This is a genomic window from Acutalibacter intestini (assembly GCF_034334985.1).
Lineage (GTDB): Bacteria > Bacillota > Clostridia > Oscillospirales > Acutalibacteraceae > Acutalibacter > Acutalibacter intestini.
The window spans coordinates 1-19,241 of the sequence record NZ_JAWXXL010000002.1; the positions used below are offsets into that span (position 1 = coordinate 1).

24 protein-coding genes, 2 tRNA genes and 2 pseudogenes are annotated in these 19,241 nt (G+C 54.6%); 10 read left to right on the forward strand and 18 right to left on the reverse strand.

The genetic code is table 11. The annotated features are described in order from the left end of the window. Positions 1-108, forward strand: a pseudogene (locus tag U8U68_RS02300) (IS5/IS1182 family transposase); the annotation flags it as partial. Here the strand turns inward: U8U68_RS02300 and U8U68_RS02305 are convergent. The 5 genes from U8U68_RS02305 to U8U68_RS02325 all read right to left on the reverse strand — a co-directional run bounded on the left by U8U68_RS02305 (position 94) and on the right by U8U68_RS02325 (position 2,329). Beyond that, positions 94-792 (reverse strand): RNA polymerase sigma factor, encoded by a 699-nt coding sequence (locus tag U8U68_RS02305; RefSeq protein ID WP_322199245.1) that lies wholly within the window; start codon positions 790-792, stop codon positions 94-96. The pseudogene U8U68_RS02300 and the gene U8U68_RS02305 sit on opposite strands and share 15 nt — an antisense overlap. Before the next feature lie 55 nt (positions 793-847). Then, entirely contained in the window at positions 848-1,237 is a 390-nt protein-coding gene (locus U8U68_RS02310; RefSeq protein ID WP_322199246.1) for a hypothetical protein, read from the reverse strand. Next, a complete protein-coding gene (locus tag U8U68_RS02315) occupies positions 1,219-1,461 on the reverse strand; it encodes a hypothetical protein (protein WP_322199247.1) in 243 nt (80 codons plus the stop codon). The genes U8U68_RS02310 and U8U68_RS02315 overlap by 19 nt, the downstream gene beginning before the upstream one ends. 11 nt (positions 1,462-1,472) lie before the next feature. Then, positions 1,473-1,790, reverse strand: a complete 318-nt coding sequence (locus U8U68_RS02320; RefSeq protein ID WP_322199248.1) for a hypothetical protein — start codon at positions 1,788-1,790, stop codon at positions 1,473-1,475. A 179-nt stretch (positions 1,791-1,969) separates the two neighbouring features. After that, positions 1,970-2,329 (reverse strand): hypothetical protein, encoded by a 360-nt coding sequence (locus U8U68_RS02325; protein ID WP_322199249.1) that lies wholly within the window; start codon positions 2,327-2,329, stop codon positions 1,970-1,972. Positions 2,330-2,626: 297 nt separating this feature from the next. Between U8U68_RS02325 and U8U68_RS02330 the strand changes: the two genes are divergently transcribed. From U8U68_RS02330 to U8U68_RS02345, 4 genes are all read left to right on the forward strand, one after another. After that, positions 2,627-2,767, forward strand: coding sequence for a hypothetical protein (locus U8U68_RS02330; RefSeq protein ID WP_158591075.1), 141 nt, complete (start codon positions 2,627-2,629; stop codon positions 2,765-2,767). 72 nt (positions 2,768-2,839) lie between these two features. Beyond that, positions 2,840-3,043, forward strand: coding sequence for a hypothetical protein (locus tag U8U68_RS02335; protein WP_300684482.1), 204 nt, complete (start codon positions 2,840-2,842; stop codon positions 3,041-3,043). Further along, positions 3,036-3,293: a hypothetical protein gene (locus U8U68_RS02340; RefSeq protein ID WP_322199250.1), complete on the forward strand. Its 258-nt coding sequence runs from the start codon at positions 3,036-3,038 to the stop codon at positions 3,291-3,293. The genes U8U68_RS02335 and U8U68_RS02340 overlap by 8 nt, the downstream gene beginning before the upstream one ends. Continuing rightward, positions 3,280-3,549 carry a type II toxin-antitoxin system YafQ family toxin gene (locus U8U68_RS02345; protein ID WP_322199251.1) on the forward strand — a complete coding sequence of 90 codons (270 nt, stop codon included), beginning with the start codon at positions 3,280-3,282 and terminating at the stop codon, positions 3,547-3,549. The genes U8U68_RS02340 and U8U68_RS02345 overlap by 14 nt, the downstream gene beginning before the upstream one ends. Before the next feature lie 590 nt (positions 3,550-4,139). On the opposite strand, the gene U8U68_RS02350 is transcribed toward U8U68_RS02345, so the two are convergent. The 5 genes from U8U68_RS02350 to U8U68_RS02370 form a co-directional block, all read right to left on the reverse strand. Continuing rightward, the gene (locus U8U68_RS02350) at positions 4,140-4,445 is read right to left on the reverse strand and encodes a hypothetical protein (protein WP_322199252.1); all 306 of its coding nucleotides are present in this window, start codon (positions 4,443-4,445) and stop codon (positions 4,140-4,142) included. A gap of 168 nt (positions 4,446-4,613) precedes the next feature. Then, complete coding sequence (locus U8U68_RS02355) at positions 4,614-7,037, reverse strand: phage/plasmid primase, P4 family (RefSeq protein WP_322199253.1); 2,424 nt, start codon at positions 7,035-7,037, stop codon at positions 4,614-4,616. Further along, the gene (locus tag U8U68_RS02360) at positions 7,015-7,236 is read right to left on the reverse strand and encodes a hypothetical protein (protein WP_322199254.1); all 222 of its coding nucleotides are present in this window, start codon (positions 7,234-7,236) and stop codon (positions 7,015-7,017) included. The genes U8U68_RS02355 and U8U68_RS02360 overlap by 23 nt, the downstream gene beginning before the upstream one ends. Beyond that, positions 7,229-7,420 carry a hypothetical protein gene (locus U8U68_RS02365; RefSeq protein ID WP_322199255.1) on the reverse strand — a complete coding sequence of 64 codons (192 nt, stop codon included), beginning with the start codon at positions 7,418-7,420 and terminating at the stop codon, positions 7,229-7,231. Before U8U68_RS02365 ends, U8U68_RS02360 begins: the two co-directional genes overlap by 8 nt. Beyond that, positions 7,420-7,599 (reverse strand): hypothetical protein, encoded by a 180-nt coding sequence (locus tag U8U68_RS02370; RefSeq protein WP_322199256.1) that lies wholly within the window; start codon positions 7,597-7,599, stop codon positions 7,420-7,422. The genes U8U68_RS02365 and U8U68_RS02370 overlap by 1 nt, the downstream gene beginning before the upstream one ends. 143 nt (positions 7,600-7,742) lie before the next feature. Here U8U68_RS02370 and U8U68_RS02375 point away from each other — a divergent pair, with 143 nt between their 5' ends. Further along, the gene (locus U8U68_RS02375) at positions 7,743-8,336 is read left to right on the forward strand and encodes a helix-turn-helix domain-containing protein (RefSeq protein WP_322199257.1); all 594 of its coding nucleotides are present in this window, start codon (positions 7,743-7,745) and stop codon (positions 8,334-8,336) included. Further along, a complete protein-coding gene (locus tag U8U68_RS02380; RefSeq protein ID WP_322199258.1) occupies positions 8,336-9,538 on the forward strand; it encodes a tyrosine-type recombinase/integrase in 1,203 nt (400 codons plus the stop codon). The genes U8U68_RS02375 and U8U68_RS02380 overlap by 1 nt, the downstream gene beginning before the upstream one ends. Before the next feature lie 111 nt (positions 9,539-9,649). Here U8U68_RS02380 and U8U68_RS02385 read toward each other — a convergent pair. The 8 genes and pseudogenes from U8U68_RS02385 to U8U68_RS02420 all read right to left on the reverse strand — a co-directional run bounded on the left by U8U68_RS02385 (position 9,650) and on the right by U8U68_RS02420 (position 16,874). Then, positions 9,650-9,725 (reverse strand) — tRNA-Thr (locus tag U8U68_RS02385). Between the two features lie 43 nt (positions 9,726-9,768). After that, positions 9,769-9,845: transfer RNA gene (locus tag U8U68_RS02390), tRNA-Asp, on the reverse strand. A 434-nt stretch (positions 9,846-10,279) separates the two neighbouring features. Continuing rightward, positions 10,280-11,212, reverse strand: a complete 933-nt coding sequence (ftsX, locus tag U8U68_RS02395) for a permease-like cell division protein FtsX (protein WP_322199259.1) — start codon at positions 11,210-11,212, stop codon at positions 10,280-10,282. A gap of 355 nt (positions 11,213-11,567) precedes the next feature. After that, a pseudogene (gene ftsE, locus U8U68_RS02400) lies at positions 11,568-12,221 on the reverse strand (cell division ATP-binding protein FtsE); the annotation flags it as partial. Positions 12,222-12,405: 184 nt separating this feature from the next. Further along, positions 12,406-13,488: a helix-turn-helix domain-containing protein gene (locus U8U68_RS02405; protein WP_322199260.1), complete on the reverse strand. Its 1,083-nt coding sequence runs from the start codon at positions 13,486-13,488 to the stop codon at positions 12,406-12,408. Between the two features lie 397 nt (positions 13,489-13,885). Beyond that, a complete protein-coding gene (locus tag U8U68_RS02410) occupies positions 13,886-14,998 on the reverse strand; it encodes an ABC transporter ATP-binding protein (RefSeq protein ID WP_322199261.1) in 1,113 nt (370 codons plus the stop codon). 488 nt (positions 14,999-15,486) lie between these two features. Beyond that, a complete protein-coding gene (locus tag U8U68_RS02415) occupies positions 15,487-16,182 on the reverse strand; it encodes a DUF4830 domain-containing protein (RefSeq protein ID WP_322199262.1) in 696 nt (231 codons plus the stop codon). Between the two features lie 107 nt (positions 16,183-16,289). Then, complete coding sequence (locus U8U68_RS02420; RefSeq protein WP_322199633.1) at positions 16,290-16,874, reverse strand: 4'-phosphopantetheinyl transferase family protein; 585 nt, start codon at positions 16,872-16,874, stop codon at positions 16,290-16,292. A 259-nt stretch (positions 16,875-17,133) separates the two neighbouring features. Between U8U68_RS02420 and U8U68_RS02425 the strand changes: the two genes are divergently transcribed. The 3 genes from U8U68_RS02425 to U8U68_RS02435 all read left to right on the forward strand — a co-directional run bounded on the left by U8U68_RS02425 (position 17,134) and on the right by U8U68_RS02435 (position 19,146). Then, positions 17,134-17,484, forward strand: coding sequence for a MerR family transcriptional regulator (locus U8U68_RS02425; protein ID WP_322199263.1), 351 nt, complete (start codon positions 17,134-17,136; stop codon positions 17,482-17,484). Positions 17,485-17,564: 80 nt separating this feature from the next. Beyond that, positions 17,565-18,200 carry a formate/nitrite transporter family protein gene (locus tag U8U68_RS02430; protein ID WP_322199264.1) on the forward strand — a complete coding sequence of 212 codons (636 nt, stop codon included), beginning with the start codon at positions 17,565-17,567 and terminating at the stop codon, positions 18,198-18,200. 205 nt (positions 18,201-18,405) lie between these two features. Further along, positions 18,406-19,146: an AAC(3) family N-acetyltransferase gene (locus U8U68_RS02435; protein WP_322199265.1), complete on the forward strand. Its 741-nt coding sequence runs from the start codon at positions 18,406-18,408 to the stop codon at positions 19,144-19,146. The last annotated feature ends 95 nt before the right edge of the window (positions 19,147-19,241 follow it).

The following is a 19,241-nucleotide window of genomic DNA, read 5'->3' on the forward strand; positions in this document are numbered from 1 at the left end:
TGGCTCGACAAATGTCGGAGACTCTGGAAAAACTGCGAACGTAAATTACAGAACTCTTTTCAAATGTTTTCTCTTGCCTTTATTCGTCTGCTCTTAAATAGATGCTAAACAGATTCTAAAGCCAGTATGCTTGTAGGCGTTTCCGGCTATGTACTCATCTCCCAGCCGCAGTATACGCTCATCGGCCCGGAGCGCCTGCAGGCCCTTACTGACCTCCCGGCGCACGTCTGAGGCGCTGCCGCCAATCTCAGCGGCAATCTGTTGGTACTGCTGGGACTTGTAAAAGCGTCCCCTTATTACGGCCTCCTGCAATGGTGGTAAGGCCTCAAGCCCCACCTCAAGTTCAGTGTGGTAATACTCCCTTTCGGCAGTGGTGTCGATGTTCTCAAGCTCTCCCGCCGCTTGCGGATCTGGTATCAGATCTCCGGTTTCTACCGGGCTTTCTCCATCTTCCAGGACGGGCGCGTTCATGCTGTCGGCTATGTCCAGGGGATTAACCTTCCGCAGCCCCGTAGCGGCCTTGAAACGGTTCTCTGAGGCGCGTGTAAGGTAGGTGGTAAACTGATACCCTGCTGTGGGCTTAAAGCTCCTTACAGCGTCCAGGAGCGCTAGAAAACACTCTTGCTCAAGGTCTGCCATAGTAACCCCGCGCCGGGTACAGCAGTCTACCCCATAGCGCTTATAAAAGCGGCGGGCAAGCTGGTACAGCAGCCGCTTGACCTGTTCCCACAAGGCCGATATGGCCTCCCGGTTGCCCTGCTGGGCCAATACTGCCAATTCCTCATTCCTCATTGCTCATTGACTAGCACCCTCCATTCTGGTATCATGATAGAGGGCTGCCCTGCTTTCATTCCACTTTTGCTACACCGTTCTCTAACAGATGACAGCGCCATTTTGCGCCGTCCGCATAGGCCCTGCACCCCAGTTGGTATATGAGCCTTACCCCAGGTGTGTCCAGCACCTGCTCCAAAGGCCCACCGGCTTTCGCGCTCAGTTCCCTAACCTCTGCGTCAAAATCTACCGCAAATGGGCTTGGCTCCCCAGCGGTTCCCATTCGGTAGCACTCGCAAAGGAATTGGCCCACTTCTCTTGCAAAATCCTGTTCACTGGGCAAATTGTATTGGCGTAGTTTTCCCCGCCGCTTGCGCACTACTCGTGCATAGTGGGCCAAAATCCTCCGCATAGCGGCGTGGTACTGCCGGGGCGGCAATGCCAGCTTTAGGACAGCCTGCCACAACTTGGCCCGGTCTGCCCACCCCCCCCGCTTTCTGGGACAAAGGTCAAGGCGCGCTGTATCACCTCGGGAAAGACCGCAAACACCGCGCTTACCGCTTTTGCCAGTTCGCCCTCCAGCAGCCAGGTCTCCATTGTGAATGTCCAGCAACCGATGTGCATTACCGGGACAGGGTATAGTTCTCGAACCTGTGTTTCGTCTAGCTCTATGATTCTCTGGTTTTCCATACGTTCCCCCTTCAACTCCTTTCGCTCCGGGAAAGCCCGGAATTGTATGCGTCCATGTAATAATCCTGCATCAACTCTGCTATCTCCCCGGCATCCTGCCGCCCGAACTGCTTGACCGACCAGGCCAGAAAACACTCCCAGTCTGCCGCTGGACGTCCGGCCTTGCGGTCCTCTCTGCCTTTTCTGTCAAAGGCAGAGGCCATGTCATCAAACAGCGCCGCCCATCTGTGGGCTTCAGGGGACAGCTTTTCCCCGGTCGCTTCCGTATACTCGCTAAGGATTTCCGAGGGGTACACGAACATAATAGGGCCGTTGTCTAATCTTTCCATTGCGTTTTCCTCCATTTTTCTGTTGACTTCCCCCTCTCTGGGCTGGTATACTCTACTTACCAGCCCATTTAAGGGGGACTGCGGGCCTTTATGCAGCGCTTTTGACCGGGCGGCGGCATAAAGGCTTTTTCTTATGCCCAAACTTAGGCAAATTACGGATAGAAGACCATGTGGTTTTCCTACTCGCCTATGTTAGAGGTATAATTTCCCTCTGGCGATGGTGCGTGTTCTATTCCCCCGATAGTTATCGAGGATTTTTTACTTAAAATAGCTTTCCGCATAGATTGACTGCGCCACTCTCTTTCCGCCTCGCTAAGTATGCGGTTGGGGGTAATCTTCACCCATCGTTTTGGGATGGTGCAGACCAACGCCCCGCTATAGTCGCGGGTTTCATCTAAGACGCACTCTCGGGGACGTTCCTGGGCCAGTTGGCTAAGTTTCCGCCGTAAGGCCGGGTTGTACGTGTAAACACTGGCGGTGGCATCTTCCTCGTTAAAGTTTATGATGGTTTCTTGCTCGTACCTTGTAAGACGTGCCATAATTTTAACGCTCCTCTCTTCGAGTTTGATGGCGTATTGCCTGGATTCATGCCCACACTGGGGGCTATCGCCTCCTTTTCAAGTCCAGCCTCTAAAAGCGGCAGGGCTTGGTAGAATCCCCATCCCGCCCATATTCCCGCCGCTTCCCCCGGGCTGTGAGTATAGTATAGCATATCGAATGCGATATATCAGCACGGTATATTTGCTAAATATCGAATGCAATATATATGCAACCTGTATATTGCATTCAATATAGAACTGTGGTATAATAGGGACAAAGAAAGGAGGGCGGCAATCATGACGGCAAAAGAAGTTCTGAATTTAATTGACTGGCTGCGCAAACAGGGGTTTGACAATGACAAGATTGTAGAGTGCCTGGAGAGTGTGGAGGGAAGAACACGGATCACCTTCGCAGAAGAAAGCAAAGAGCAGGAGTAAGGCATAAGGGGGCGGGGTGTTCCCGGCCCCTTTTTGCGGCATAATGGGGACAATAGAAGGGAGGCTAAATAAATGCCAGCGTCAAAAGCGCAGCAGAGAGCCGTAAGCAAGTACATGAAAGAAAATTATGACGTTTTTCAGATACGAATGCCCAAAGGCCGCAAGGCCGTGATACAAGCCCACGCCCAGGCTCAGGGCGAAAGCGTCAACGGCTTTGTGAACCGGGCTATAGACGAAACGATGGACCGTGATAAAGGAGGTACAGACCATGAGTAACAAAGAACAGTGTGTAGCCCTGCTGGACGATTTCACAGAGGCCCAGCTTGTCAATGTGGCAGCTATGCTAAAGACCATGAGGCAGGCCATAGCAGACGCGCTGGACGGTGAGACCCCCAACGCCACAACCATAGCCGCCCTGATGGAGGGGGACGAGATGCTCAAGAAAGGCACCGGCCAGCATTTCCAGGGGAGCGCCGAGGAGTTCTTTGCCATGCTGGACGGGGAGTCGGACGATGCTGACGATTAACGCCACCGCCCAGTTCAAGCGCGACCGCCGCCGGTGTATCAAGCGCGGGTACAACATGGGGCTGCTGGCAGCGGCGGTAAATACGCTTATCATTCCTGCCGCTTTGCCTCCCCAGAATCGCGACCACACACTTTCTGGCAACTGGGCAGGCCATCAAGAGTGCCACCTGGCCCCGGACTGGCTGCTTATCTACCGGGTGGAGGGTAACGCGCTCATGCTATACCGTACCGGCACACACTCCGATCTGTTTGGCTGATAGTCTGAGAGGGATGTCTACTGAAATGGACACCTCCTCTCTTTTTGCCTGTAATGGCCCTCTAAGGCGTTTTAGCCTTTTAATGGTAACTTTCCTTGCCTATGACTTGCAAACGCCTTGTAGGCCCTGCTAGAGGCCTCTACAGCGATTCCTGCAAGATTGTAGGATTTGTGTGGGTTGAGCGCATACAGCCCAAAGGAGGGGCGCACCTGAAATGCGAACAGTGATAACCATTTTACCAGTATCGATTTGAAATCGAAGTATTAGCCCCAGCTTGTGGGGACGGGCCCGGAATTCAGTTCCCACCACCTCCACAAGGGGGCCTTTCCCAACTTCTCGGGAAAGCGGCGGGGGCTCAGTCCAAATCTGGGCCCAGCGGTTCAACATTTCTCAACCGTTATTTTCCGTTATCTCCGACCTTACCTTTTGCTAACAACCTCAAGTTTTCCCAAGTAGTTCCCCAGCGAAGCGAAGTGGCTTTTTTCCAAAATTTTCTCATGCAAAAGAAACATGGGTCTCTTTTGCCCCGCAGTGGGTACCGGGGCCGGGTAGTACCTACGACCGGGGGCCTCTATCTCCTGCCGCTTGCGCTACCTGTCCAGCTGGGCCTCAAACCACTGCTTATCCATCCACAGCTGCCTTAGCTCTCCACCTGGCTCGGTCTCCGGCATCTCCCACAGCGCTGTTAGCTTGTAGCCGCGCTGGGAGAGTTTCTGCTGAATGTCTGCCAGCAGCACATCATCCCCGGCCTCGGGGTTGTGCCAAACGGTCACTTCCTCGTTAAAATCCTCCCCGGCGGCATCGTGATAATCTGTCCACAACCGCCTCTTTACATGGTCTATAGGGGCCATCATTTTGTCTATCACTTTCTCCCTCTTTTTGTATGCGCAATTCATGAAAAGCCTCCATTTTTTGAGTTTTCCCCCACAGTGGGGGGAGGCTGAAAAGCCAGTGTTTTCTAGGTGTGGTCCGACGTGGTCCGGGTTTTACCGTTACCCTCTACGCGAAGAACGATTTTTTTACCACTGGTACAAGTCGGACCACGCCGGACCACACCCGGTCAATCACTCTAATTCTTCAAAATCTTTTACGATAAGTCTATATCCGCAAATCATTGCCAGCTTAGAGGAATCCCTGCCCGAACCTTGTGGACGTTTCTTCCTGATTGTAGCGAAACCCTCAAGCCCCCGCTTGAAGTTCGTCATACTCTCATACTGCTGGCCGTTGTCCCGGCACCAGTCCTGGTATGCGCTGTATACCGCCGTTGTGGTCGCCTCTGCGCGCGGGTCTGCCTCCAGGCAGTCCTCCACAAATCGGGTCAGCTTGTCGCTGTCGTGGCGGTACTCTGCCGTAGCCGCAAGCACGGCCTCCGGCGGGTCAAAACCTGTTTCCTGCATGAGCCAAAGGCCCTCTAAACACCAGTTCAGAACCCCGGAAAGCTCCTTTAACAGGCGCTTTTTGAGGGTTTTGTCCTGTTCCTCAGGCTTAAAACGCCGGTTAAAGGGAATAACTTTCACCCGTCCGGAGTTAAAAATGGTAACATCGTTTGCCCGGGGCAGGTAGTTGGTGTTGATGAATAGCTTGAACTGGGGCTTATACTCAAAGCTGTTCTCATGGAGATACCGGGCCGTAATGGTATCGTTCCCGGTGAGGGTCTTCACCCGGGCGGCGTTCAATACCATGCCCTTGTCCGGCTCCGACACATTTACCGCTCTGGCTCCCGCCAGTTTTGCCAAATCCTCACTGGGGGCCCCGCTGTCCCATCTCTGCTTTAGGGCGAAGGTATCGGCCCCTGCCGCTTTGCCATAGCCGCCCATCAGGGCCATGAAGGTCTCTATCACCGTAGACTTGCCGTTTCTGGTGGTGGGGCCGTATAAGAGGAAAAGGCATTCCTCGGACGTGTCGCCGGTCAGGGCGTAGCCCAGGGCCTTTTGCAGGTAGGCGATAAGGTCCTTATCTCCCTGCATGACCTCTGCCACAGTCCGCTCCCACAACTCTGCTCGGGCCTCAGGGTCGTACTCTACCCCGGCAATGGTCGAGAGCATATCAGCAGGAGTGTGGGCATGGAAAGACCGGGTAAGCAAGTCCAGTGTGCCGTTTTTGCAGTTGAACAGGTAGGGGTCGCTGTCGAAGTCAGAAAGCTGTACCGGGTACACGCTCTGGGCGTCTTTCAGCACCGTTTCCCGATAGTGCCGAGACTGCCATTTATAGGCGAATTTATGGTACTCGTCCCGCTTGGTCCCCTCGGGCAGGCTCAGGGAGTAGTCAAGCAGTCCGTCTGCCAGCCGCTTGCAGTACTCCATCACCTTGACATTGCCGGTGTCCGGCTCCCAGAGCTTGCCGGTATAGACGTACCAGAGCTTCCGCTCAGGCGAGTACCGGGCCACGGCCTTATACCAGTCCGCAAACAGATTGCCGTTGCCCAGGTCCGTCCAGGCATAGCGGTCGTTGTCCTCGGGGTGAAGGTCTGCCAAAGAAAAACCTTGTGGGCTTTCCTCTGGCGCGTCCGCGAAGTCAATGGCCGCCGGTTGCCTAAACCCTGCCGCTTTTTCCGCGATTTCGCGGGAGCGAATATCGAAGTATGCCCGGGGGTTATAGCTGTCCCGGCAACCCCTTATGGCCTGCTCTATGGTAAGCCTCCCGTAGGTGCTTCCCGCGGTGGGCCTGTCCCACTTCTCCCGCATAAGCCCGGACTGCCTAAAAAGGCTGTCCATGCGCTGGGGGTCTTTGCCCGTCCAGAACGCCAACATATTGCAAAGTGCTAGGTCGGCCTCCGAGCGGGACTGGTAGGCGCGGATGTCCCCCGCCCATAGGGCGGAGAATAACCTGCCGCTTTTGCTCTGCTGGATTTTGGCTATCAGCTCTGCGTCCTCGATGTCCACAAGGGTGGGGCTTGAAAGCGGCAGGGGGCCGTTAGGGTCTTTAGCCCGCTCCCTTACCATGTACTTTTCCAGCACCCGGGTAAGCTGTTCGCTCCTGTCCTCCAGGCCCTTGCCGGGGGTCAGGGTATCGCCGGTGACGGTGACATACTTGTTGGTTGCCCCGGCTATGTAGCACTCAAGGCCCAGCTTTTGGTTGTTTATGTAATACCGGGCCTTGTCGTACTGAAAGCCGGGGGCATAGAACAGAATCCGCAGCCCCCGCCCGCTGGGAGAGCGTTCGGTATAGCTGTCCACCATGCCCACAATGTCCTCTGCCATTGGAGAGAGCGCCCCGGCCTCGTCTATGCAATGGTCGATGTCTAGAGCGCCCAGGTCCCCGAAAACGCCCACGCCCAGGCCCCGGTACTTGGGCAGGGCCGCAAGGGCAGTGTGGAAGTCGGAGAAGGTGCCCGGGTCGGTAGACTTGACCCCCCGGCCTGTTTTGGGGTCGTATGGTATCTTTGCACCCTTGCCCTCTCCTTTGGGGCCAATGAGCCCCCGGCAGCAGAACAGGCAACTTTCCCGCAGCGCAAGCGGCAGGTTTTCAGCTATTATCTTGTCTTCCATGATACTCCCCCTCTATTATTCCTGCCTCTCTCTCGATCTCCTTCTTGCCCACATGGAGAAAGGCAGAAATTGTAACTTGTACCCCAGCCGCTTTTGTGGTACAATCTTTGGTAGAAATAGCTGACCCCTGAAAGCTTGCTGTTTCTTTTGCCTGTCCAGGTGTTCCAGCACCCGGATGGGCTTTCTTTTTGTCACTCATCTTCTTTCCCTCCCTGTTCCAGCGCGTCCAGCTTTTCCAGCAGCCGGGGGATGTTCACAAGGTATACTGTCCCCGACTTCACGTGCGGGACGCTCCCATCTTTGCAGCCGTTGCGCAGGTAGTACATGGAGAGGCCGGTCACTTTCGCGGCGTCCTTGATTTTCATGAACGGGGTATGTTCCATTACTCCGCCTCCTTTCTCAAACGCTCAATGATTGCCAGCGCCTGCCGCCGGGTTTCCTCTGGCAGCTCGTGGTGCAATTTACGGGAAAATGAGCAGTCGTTTATCCCCAAACCTTCGGCTACCTGCCACAATTTGACCCCTGCCGCTTTTGCAGCCTGTCTTACCTCTTGATTTGCCATAGCTGGTTACCTCCTTGAAAATTGTTGTTGACCTATGTCTAAATTCGTGGTATACTTCTATTGTAAACAACAAATGCAATAATGTCAATGTTTATGGGCACATAATTTTTATATTCAACAAATATATGCACAGGAGGGCTGATATGGGAACTCTGTCAACATTCGCGGGTCGTTTCCGGGAATTACGAGAGGAATATGGGTTCAAGCAGGCGGAAATGGGAGAAGAACTGGGGGTGAGCCGGGGCACGATAAGTTTCTATGAGAATACCGACCGGACCCCTGATATTGAATTTGCGGCCCGGGCAGCAAAATTCTTTGGCGTATCTGCCGATTATCTTTTAGGCTTAACTGATATTCGTAGTGTAGATTCTGATATTCGGGCGGCAGGCGACTACACTGGGCTCAATGATAAAAACCTGGAGTGGCTCCATATCTGGGCGGGATATGACAACCTCACGGCCAACTGCTTATTTGGCAGCGCCAATTTTCAATCAGCATTGGCCGAATGGAGGGAGTGGCGAAATCTAACCTTCTTGAGCCACAATGCAAAGGACAGCTCAGCAGCGGCCAAGCTGGAAAGAGACGCCGATGTAGCATGGGCAAGGGCACGGCGCTTTTTTGACAAAGTAATGACGGATGAAGAATCTATCATTATGCGGGTAACTGCTGAAAATATGGATGAACTGGAAAAGGCAGCTATAGAAATTCTCGGTTTAATGAAAAAGGAGGATTCATAATGCCCAACATTAAGGAAATGCTGACAAAAGACGGCAGACGGTTCTACAAAATCCGGGTGAGCCGTGGCCGGGAAAAGGGCTATCTCTCCACCCGCTGGTACCCGCCTGAGGGATGGAGCCGGAAAGCCATAGAGCGGGAGCTTGCCAAGCAAGCCGCAGAGTTTGAGCGCAAAGCCCAGGCCGGTGAGGTAATCAGCCGGGAAGAACAGGCCAGAATAGACCGCCAGCAGGCCATAGAGGCGGCGAAGATAAAGACCTTCAGGCAGTACGGCGAGGGGGTATTTATGCCCACAAAGGCCGTTACCATGAGCGAGAATGGCCGCAGCACCTACCAGGGCATACTTGACCGCTGGATATACCCGGCCCTGGGAGAGCTGAAACTGCCTGAGATTACCCCGGCAGAGATAAGCGCCCTGCTGCTCTCTATGCAAGCGGCAGGCAAGGCCCAGGCCACTTGTGTTAAGGCGTACACAGTGCTCAAGTCTCTTTTCAAAATGGCCCATCTCGCAGACCTCATAGACCGCAACCCGATGGACAAAGTAGAGCGGCCCAAGCCCCGCAAGGATGAGATGAAAAAGCCCGCCGAGGCAGAGAGCTACACGGCGGGGGAGTTAAAGTATATTCTTGACTGTTTGGAGCACGAGCCGCTCAAGTGGCGGGCCTATATGTCGCTGCTGATAGATACCGGGCTACGCCGGGGGGAGGCGTGTGGGCTTAAATGGGAGTGTGTAGACCTAGACGCTGGAAAGCTTACCATAGCTGGAAACCTCTGTTACACGCCCGCTAAAGGGGTTTACATGGACACTCCCAAAAGCGGCAAGACACGGACTGTGGATATAGCGCCAGGCGTAGCGGTTCTCTTACGAGAGTTACGACAAGAGCAGGCGGCAAAGGGGCTCTCCCACTTTGTCTTTAACCGAGACGGCAGCCCTGAACCAATGCATCCACAAACGCCTACCCGTTACATGAAGAAGTTTGCCCAACGATATGGCATAGAGGGGCTGCACCCTCATAAACTTCGTCACAGCTTTGCGTCCGTAGCCATCACCAACGGCGCAGATGTGGCAAGCGTCAGTGAAAAGCTGGGCCATAGTGATAAGGCTGTCACGCTGCGGATGTACACCCACGCTGACGAGGAAAGCATCAAGCGGGCGGGAGATATCTTCCAAAGCGCTTTGGAGGCAGCAGAAAATGGAAAATAGGCAATCGGTATCTGGAGAGCGTATGGGTTTTGGTATGGGTTTCTTGGTCTGCATCAAAAGCAGTGATAAAAAGAAAACCCCCAGAAACCTTACAGTTTCTAGGGATTCTTCTGGAGCTGCTATCCAGATTCGAACTGGAGACCTCATCCTTACCAAGGATGTGCTCTACCACCTGAGCCATAGCAGCATGAAAGTTCGCCACAGACCTCAACGGCCTAGAACGAACTATTTGGCGACCCGGAACGGGCTCGAACCGTCGACCTCTAGCGTGACAGGCTAGCGTTCTAACCAACTGAACTACCGGGCCTTCCCGCGCCTAAATCACTTCAAGCGACGATCATAATTATACGACATTTTCCCCTATTTGTCAAGGGGGTTTTCAAGAAATTTTCGAAACCCCAGCACAGGCGCTGGACCATTTATCGCGAGGTCTCCGCTGCCGACTCGGTCGGGGCAGAACAATCGCCACTGGCAACCTTCCCCGGCAAAGCTACGCCCCCGCCAGTGCAAACCCTTCACCCAGCCAACACATTCTTCCGCCTGCTTCCGCCCAACGCCAACGATGCACTTTTTAGCCGCGGAGTCATTTTCCCCCAGCTCACTCGCCAGTGTAAACCATTCGCTTAGCCAATACGGGCAGGGCAACGCCAGCATCACCCAGAGAGACGCGCTGGCTCGGCTAAACGCTGCCACCGGCAAGTGAGCCCAACCCCCCGCAACGAATCCTGCATAGCGCCAAAGTTAAATAATGGCGTTTTCGCCCTCTTTTTTCAGGTACTTCTGAATCGAGATCACGCCCCCCATAATGCCGAACAAGGCCCCTGCCAGAATATAAACCCCATACAGGGCAAGGGTATAGGGGTATATGTCAATGATGTCCAAGAACGCGACAATACCATATACAGCCTCCACGGCCTTATCATATCCCAAATACAGCACTGTGGCCGAAATCGCCCCAGAAAACACACCGATCAGGACGCCCTCTACAATAAAGGGAATGCGCACAAAGCCGTTGGTGGCCCCGACAGATTTCATAATATTAATCTCCATCCGACGGGAAAATATCGTTACCTTTAAGGTGTTTGAAATGATAAACAGAGACACTACCCCCAGCACCACCAGAATGCCCAGGCTACAGTACCGTACCAGCCGGTCCAGGTTGCTAAGCATGCCAGCCACCTTCCGCAGGTCGTCGGTTTTGGCCACGCCCTCTACGTTGTGCAGGGCAGCAATGGTCTCGTCATAACGGCTAAGGTCCTGCATGGAAATTTTGTACACATCCGGCAGGGGGTTGTCCTGGCCCTGCAAGGCCTGAAACAGGTTGCCGTCTCCGCCCATGTCCGAAATGGTCTCCCGCAGGCCCTCTTCTTTGGGCACAAAGGTGCACTCTGTAATATTGTCCAGGCGGCGCAGCTCCTCCCCCACCTTCACAGCGGTCAGGGCAGGCAGGCTCTCGTCCAGGTACACGTTAATCACGTTGTTTCCCTCTATTGAGCGCATGGTGGAGGTAAGGTTTAGGGAGAGCAGACCCGCGATGCCGGTCATCAGCAGGCAAGAAATTAGCACGCACACCGAGGCAAAGCTCATGGTGCGGTTCTTCCACAGGCCCTTCACGCCCTCTTTAAACAGGTATCCCATACTGTGCAGGCCCATCTCATTTTCCCTCCTTTTCATCCCGGCTGCGACCCTCTAAAAGCTCCTGGGGCAGGTCCTCCGCCGCGTCAATATCCATCAGCTCCTCTTCGTCCTCGTCGTAATAGGGCTCGGGGGTAAGGGCCTCCAGCAGGGTGGGCTCGTCGTCCTCTTGGTATTCTTGTCGATACGGGCCCTCTGGCCCAGGCTCCTGCTCCTGGGGAGGCGCTTCCTCAGGGAAAGCCTCTTGGAACTCCTCCAGCACCTCCTGCTCCTGGGGGGCCTCCTCGTAGCCGGGCTCTTGGCCATCGTATTCAGCATAATCGTCATCCGCTTCCGCTGCCTGGCGGGCGGCGTATTCTTCCGGCGGGGCGTAGCTATCGGCCATATCGTTGGTGTCCGCCACAATTTGACCGCTGTGGATTTGGATAATCCGCTTGTGAAAATGCTTTACCAACGAGTGCTCGTGGGTCACCATCAGCACCGTGGTGCCCCGGCGGTTGATTTCGTTAAGCAGGTCCACAATCTCAAAGGACAGGGCAGGGTCTATGTTCCCTGTGGGCTCGTCCGCAATGATCATCTCTGGGTTGTTTACCAGAGCCCGGGCCAGTCCCACCCGCTGGCGCTCGCCGCCAGAGAGCTCGGTGGGGTAGTGCTTCGCCTTGTGTTGCAGCCCCACCAGGCTTAGGATATAGGGCACCCGCTTTTTGATGGACCGGGGCGAAGCCCCCACCACACGCATAGCAAAGGCCACGTTGTCATATACCGTCATGTGGTCAATCAGGCGGAAGTCCTGGAACACCATGCCCATTTTCCGGCGCACATAGGGAATCTTACCCTTGCGGATGCGGGAAATATCCATACCGTCCAGGATAATCTGCCCAGAGCTGGGGCGCTCTTCGCAGGTAATGAGCTTTAAAAAGGTACTTTTGCCCGCACCGGAGGACCCAACGATGAACACGAACTCGCCCTTCTCCACCTTTAGGTCAATGCTGTGAAGAGCCTCGGTCCCGTTGTTGTAAACTTTGGAAACATTCTGGAACTGTATCAAAAAATCACCTCTTGTGGGCCATGGGACCCTATCCCACCCCCTGCTTAGGGGACTTTTTGAACCCCTAAGCACCTTCAAAAACTTTTCCTCCGATTTTTTTCGGAGTCCAACTACAAAGCCCCTGTCCTGAAACCGTCAGCGGAACAGGCGCTTTTGGAGCCCAGAGCTAGGCCGCCCCGGGTCCTTATTTCATGGCACTGTTGGTGAGGTAGCGCTTTACCATCAGAGCTACCTTAAACACAATGGCGTCCTCAAACTCTCGCAGGTCCAGGCCAGTGATCTTCTTGATCTTCTCCAGCCGGTAAACCAGGGTGTTCCGGTGCACAAACAGCTTGCGGGAGGTTTCGGACACATTTAGGCTATTCTCAAAAAACCTCTGGATGGTAAATAGGGTCTCATGATCCAGAGAATCAATGCTGCCCCGCTTGAACACCTCTTTTAGGAACATCTCACACAGGGTGGTGGGCAACTGGTAGATCAGCCGGGCAATGCCCAGGTTGTTGTAGCTGACAATGTCCGTGGCCGTGTCAAACACCTTGCCCACTTCCAGGGCCGTTTGGGCCTCTTTAAAAGACCGGGCCAGGTCCTTAATGTTGTACACCACAGTGCCAATGCCCACCGAGCAGTGGGCGTAGAACTCGCCGGTAAGGGTATCTACAATGGACCGGGCCAGCTTGTCAATATCCCGCTCCTCAATATTCCCTCGAATCTCCTTGACCAGGGCAATATCGCTCTCGTTGATATTGATGACAAAATCCTTGTTTTTGTCCGGGAATAGGTTTTGCAGCACCTCAAAGGCAGAGACATCGTTTTTATCGCTGACCTTAATGAGCATGCAAACCCGGCTAACGTCCGCGTCAAAATGGAGCTCGTGGCTCTTTAAATAAATATCTCCAGGCAGAATATTATCCAGAATTACATTTTTAATAAAATTTCCCCGGTCATATTTTTCGTCGTAGTACTGTTTAATATTACTAAGAGCCACTGCTAAAATGCGCACATAGCGGCGGGCGTCGGGGTCTCCGCCCGAGACAAAGGCCGCATAGCCTGGCCGCAGGCGGCTGCCGAAAGCCTTGAAGGTATAGTTATTCACCACACAAATTTCGTCTGTGGTCATAGCCTCCATAGCGGCCTCGTCATAAACGTCCCCCACAGTGGACAGATCACTGGAGGCAATGATGATTGAGGACTCGTCTATTACGCCAATAGTGCGGTCGATGGCGTCGCTCATCTGATGAATGACGCCTTGAAACAGTCTGTTAGACATACTCTTCCCCCTTTAAGTTTATGGGTGCTCATCCTATTTTACATAATTCTAAGCAATATTTCAACCTTTTTGACGGATTTTTTTCAAAAAAACCTGAATTCATCCGCGGCCCTATCAAGGCCTTATGGGAGGAATTAATGCGCTTTTAGACATATCCAGGCAGATTTTCCCTCCCCATAGCGCTTTTCTCGGATGCGCCCCCTAGCAGGGCCTCTTCGGCCGGGGGCAAATGCACCCCTATATACCAGGCCAAAACCCCAGGCTTTTCCCACCCCACGGAGTCAGGAGACGGGCCTAAAACTTCGCCCATCATCCTTTAAAGGCCAAACTAAAAAAACCGGGGACTCCCAGCCGCTAATATGCAGCTGACAGCCCCCAAAATATGGCAAGTTAGTTTTTAGTTCAGAACAGTGACTTCGGTCTCTTTGTCGAAAATGTGCATCTTGTTCAAGTCGAAAGCAACCTTGCACTTATCGCCAGGCTTGGCGGTGGAGGTGGGCTCCACGCGGGCGGTTACGGCACTGCCCTCACAGTTCAAGTACAGGTAGGTCTCCGCACCCATTAGCTCGGTCACTTCCACGTCACAGGTAACATGGGCACCGCCCACCTTCTGGATGAAGTCCGGCTCGTCATGTACGTCCTCGGGACGGATGCCAAACACAATATCCTTGCCCACATAGTTGGCCAGGGTGGTGCCCTCGGCCTTCTTGGCGGGAACCGTAATGGTGCAATTGCCAAAGGTAACGGTAAAGTCGTTGCCGTTCTTGCCCAGCTTGGCGTCGATAAAGTTCATCTGGGGAGAGCCCATGAACCCGGCTACGAACTCGTTAACAGGATACTCGTACAGGTTCTGAGGCGTGTCCACCTGCTGGATGAAGCCGTCTTTCATAACCACAATGCGGTCGCCCATGGTCATAGCCTCGGTCTGGTCATGGGTAACATAGATAAAGGTGGTGCCCAGCTTGGTGTGCAGCTTGGCAATCTCGGTACGCATCTGGGCGCGCAGCTTGGCGTCCAAGTTGGACAGGGGCTCGTCAAGCAGGAACACCTTGGGGTCACGGACAATGGCGCGGCCCAGAGCCACGCGCTGACGCTGGCCGCCGGACAGAGCCTTGGGCTTGCGGTCCAGCAAATGGGCAATGTCCAAAATGCGGGCGGCTTCTTCCACGCGGCGCTTAATCTCATCCTTGGGGGTCTTGCGCAGCTTTAGACCGAAAGCCATGTTATCAAAAACAGTCATGTGGGGGTACAAAGCGTAGTTCTGGAACACCATGGCGATGTCGCGGTCCTTGGGGGCGATGTCGTTGGAAAGGGTGTCGCCAATGTACAGCTCGCCTTTGCTGATCTCCTCCAGACCGGCGATCATGCGCAGGGTGGTGGACTTGCCGCAGCCAGAGGGGCCAACCAGAATAATAAACTCTTTGTCGGCGATCTCCAGGTTAAAGTCCGTAACAGCCGTAACTCCTCCCGCGTAGATCTTATAAATATTTCTTAAACTCAAGCTTGCCATATAGCTTTCCTCCTGTTTCAGACTCCACCCCCCCCAGAAGCCCGCTTTCGCCTGTGTGCCGTCATCCTTTCATCCACGCCGCCCTCCATAAGAGAACTTGAGCGGCCAGGGAAACAGCTGATATGTAGCGCTAAGCATTGGGAGTGGGTCTAAATTGATTTACCAATATTATAACAGAAAATAGTGCTGGAGGATAGTCTTGAATTACCCAAATATTTTCCCCCATATTTATTAGCATTTACCAAAAGTAAAAATCTGATTGGTGATTCTGTGCAGTTTTTTGGATAATCTCTCATGGCGCATAGGTAGTAGCGGCGTCCCTTTCCACCCCCCTATCTTGTATTTTCCGCCTCAGGGCCCTCTGCCGCCTGGCCCAAAAAAGTCTTTGGCCTTTTAGGCGGCAGGGCTGCGGCGTAAAAGTTTCTGTCAACTTGGTTTACCCATAATTTCTTATGCTGTTTTTCACATTATCCCCAGAGTTTTCCACATCAATCGGTGGGGAATTGGTCCAAAACCTCCCCGGCGGTACTTTCCGCCCCGGTTTCTGGGGCGGAACTCTCCACAGTTTCCACCGGATTTTCCACATTGCTAACCTCCGCGCCTGTCTCGGCCTGGCTGCTTTGGGGCGCGCCACTGTTTACATAATCACTTTCTTCTCCGCTTTTGGGTTCGCTGGCGGCGGGCTGGGTGGCCTCTGGCTGGGGGGTAGCCTCTCCATAGCGGGCGCTGTCCCGGGCAAAGCCGTGCATAAAGCCGTCCACCTCGGCGCAGGCCAAGTCGCCGCCAATGACCAGCCGCCCATATACCAGCAGAGTGGCGTATACCTCGGTCTCCCCAGGATAGTTGGTAATATGGTACTTATACTGGGTGCAGACCTCCCCGGCATAGGGGGCCAGGTCAAAGCCCTGGGCCTGCTGCATGGCGTTATAGTTCTGGTACACGTCGTTAAACTGGGCGGGGATCATCACTTCCCGGGTCTCGGCAGGCTGGGGGTCTGCCTGCCAGCCAAAGGATTGCAGGTAGGCCAGGCGCTCTTCGTTGGTCTCGCCAAAAACCTGGGCCGGGGCGGGCTCTTCTCCCCCGTCTTTGCCCCAGCGCAAAAAGACACAGGCGCCCACCACAGCGGCGGCTAGTACTAAGAAAGCCAGCATTCGTTTTTTGTTTGCTTTTAATGATACGAACATAGTCATCGTTCCTCCCCTGTAGGTTCCTGGGACATATATATGAAAGAAACGGGATGGCTATGTTTTTTTCTCAAAAAGGCGCCGGGGCCCTTGGTCTTTCTGCTTTTTTAGCCCTCTATAAACTCTGTTTCCAGGACAAAATCCTCCTCACAACATTCTGTTAACCAGAAGTCTTGCCCTCCATGCTCTAGTTTTTGGCTATGAAAAAAGCAGGGCCCCGGGGCCTTTGCCAGCCGCGGCTCTGGCCAAAGAGCGCAAAAGGCCGTTTGGGTAATGCCCTGGGCCATGCCCATGCCGGTCAGCTTCATATGGCTCTCCTTGGCAGTCCACAGCCGGGTTAGGGCGCTGTCCCGGTCTGTCCGCTCCGCAATCAGGGCCGTCTCCTCTGCCGTGCAGATACGCTGGGTCAGGGCGGCCGAAAACACCCGGCAACGCTCCACGTCCACCCCCACGGGGCTGTCCTCTACCGCGCAAACCGCCAGGCCCCGGGAGTGGGAGATATTAAAGCAGAACGCGCCGCTCTTTAAAAACGGCTTGCCGTGGGGGCCAAGGGCTAGGGCCTCTTTTATGTCCAGGGGAAGCGCTATCCCCCGCCGCCGGGCCGCCAGGCGCAAAAGCTCCCAGCCGGCCCTTCGTTCCGCAGCGGGGCGGGCCTTTCGGTCCAGGTCCTCGGGCAGGCGCTGGATGTACACCAAGCAGACCACTCCTTTCCTTGGTATGGATGCTATTTTAACACATCTTCCGCCTCCGCGCAAGGCCAGAAACCAGAGGACAAGGAACCCACACCGCAGAATCAACATAATTTCCCTTTATATCACTTACATTTTTCATATAAGCATTCGTCATATCCGCTATTTTATTCCCATTAATTTCGTCACCCGCTCTTCTTGACTTTAAGCTCACTCTAAATAGTATAATCAGCCTTAAAGAAACCACCAGGAGGGAATGGGTTTGACCATTAAAGAAGTAAGTGAGAAATACCACATTAGCCAGGACACCCTGAGGTACTACGAGCGAGTGGGCATGATTCCCCGGGTTACCCGGTCCTCGTCCGGCCACAGGGACTATCAGAGCGGAGACCTAGGCTGGGTGGAGCTGGCCAAGTGCCTGCGCAACGCCGGGCTGACTGTGGAGGCTATTGTGGACTATGTGCATCTCTCTCAACAGGGGGAGGACACCATTCCGGCCCGGCTGGAGCTTTTGAAGCACCAGCGTCAGGCCCTGCTGGACCAGCGGGGGCAGATTGAAACCGCCCTAGAGCGGCTGGACCGGAAGATTGACATTTATGAGAAGAAGATTTGAGCGCTCCCTGGCTTTGCCGTCCCATTGCTTTTTTCTTCGGGATTCGCTATAATGAGAAAAAAGTCTTTTGGGGAGGAACCATGAAGAAACTTGTCATATTTATTTACGCCGTCCTGGCCGGGGTGGCCATCTCCATTGGCGGGGCGGTCTTTCTCTCGGTAGAGGACCGGGCCGTGGGCGCGGCGCTGTTCTCTGTGGGCCTGTTCGCGGTGTGCACCCTGGGCCTGAACCTCTTTACCGGCAAGGTCTGCTATGTATTTCAGAACCCGCCCGGCTATGCCCTGGACTGCGGGCTCATCTGGCTGGGCAATCTGGCGGGCACGGTACTGGCGGGGGGCGCCCTGCGCCTGACCCGGCTGGCCGCCCTAGTAGACCGGGCCCAGGCCCTAAGCCAAGCCAAGCTGGCGGACGGACCCCTAAGCGTGTTTATCTTGGCGGTATTCTGTAACATCCTCATCTACCTAGCGGTCGAGAGCTACAAAAGCAGCCCCCACCCTTTGGGCAAGTTTTTAGGCCTGTTCCTAGGGGTGGCCGTGTTTGTGGCAGCGGGGTTTGAGCACTGCGTGGCCAACATGTTCTACTTCACCGCCGGGGGCGCGTGGAGCCCCCACGCCCTTTTATGGGTGCTAATTATGACCGCCGGCAACACGGCGGGCGGGGTGCTGTTTCCCCTGTGCGGCAAGCTGAAGGAAAAACTGGAAAAGCGGCATCCTTAGGAACAGCCCCCATTGGCGGCTCAACACAAAAAGCGAGGCAGGGAACCCACCCTTGTCTCGCTTTTTATAAGCCGAGAGGTCTATACACCCCAAAGTTTTTACAGCTCGCGCCCCATATTTCGCCAAATTGTCAATTGGTTTTACTCCTGTAAATTGTTACAATGAGGTTCCTCGAGGGAAATCCCACAGGAAAGGAACTTGCCTTATGACAGAACAGGAACGCCTATTGCGCGACCTGCAAGCCCTGGGAGTATGCCCCGGCGACGCGGTACTGGTTCATTCTTCTATGAAAGCTTTGGGAACGGATTTGACCCCTTGGGAGGTCCTTGACTGCCTACAGGAGGCCCTGGGCCCAGAGGGAACCCTGCTGCTGCCCGCCCTGACCTTTGACAACGTAACCCCCGAGTCCCCGGTTTTCGACTCCTCATCCACCGAACCCTGTGTAGGGCTTCTCCCCCGGACCTTCTGGCAAATGCCCGGGGTGCTGCGCAGCCGAAACCCCACCCACTCGGTTTGCGCCCGGGGGCGGCTGGCCCATATCCTCACCCATCCGCACGCTATGGATAACCGGGCCATAGGGCCCCACTCGCCCTTTATGCTGCTGCCTGTGCACAGGGGCAAGCTGCTATTTATTGGCCCGGTGCTGCACGCCTGTACCTTTATGCACGGGGTAGAGGACATTGTGCGCCCACCCTATCTGCAAGAGAAACAGCAGGCCTTTTGGGTAGACGGCCAAGAGCGCGGCTACTGGGTGGCAGACAACTTTGGCTGGGGCTCGGAGTTCCAGCGGATTGAGCATATTTTGCAGGAGCCAGACCTGAGCCGGGGAAAGCTTTTGGCAGCGGACAGCTACCTGCTGGACAGCCGGGCCCTGCTGGCGTCGGCTCTGGCAGAGATGCGAAGCAACCCCTATGCCTTTGTAACGGATATTTCCAAGTGGATTTAGCCGGGGCCGTTCCGGCTCCCCTTTGCTGGCAGCAGGCATGAAGGATTTTTAGCCGGAAGAGATCCCTTACGCAAGGAAAAAGCCGTGAGCGTGGC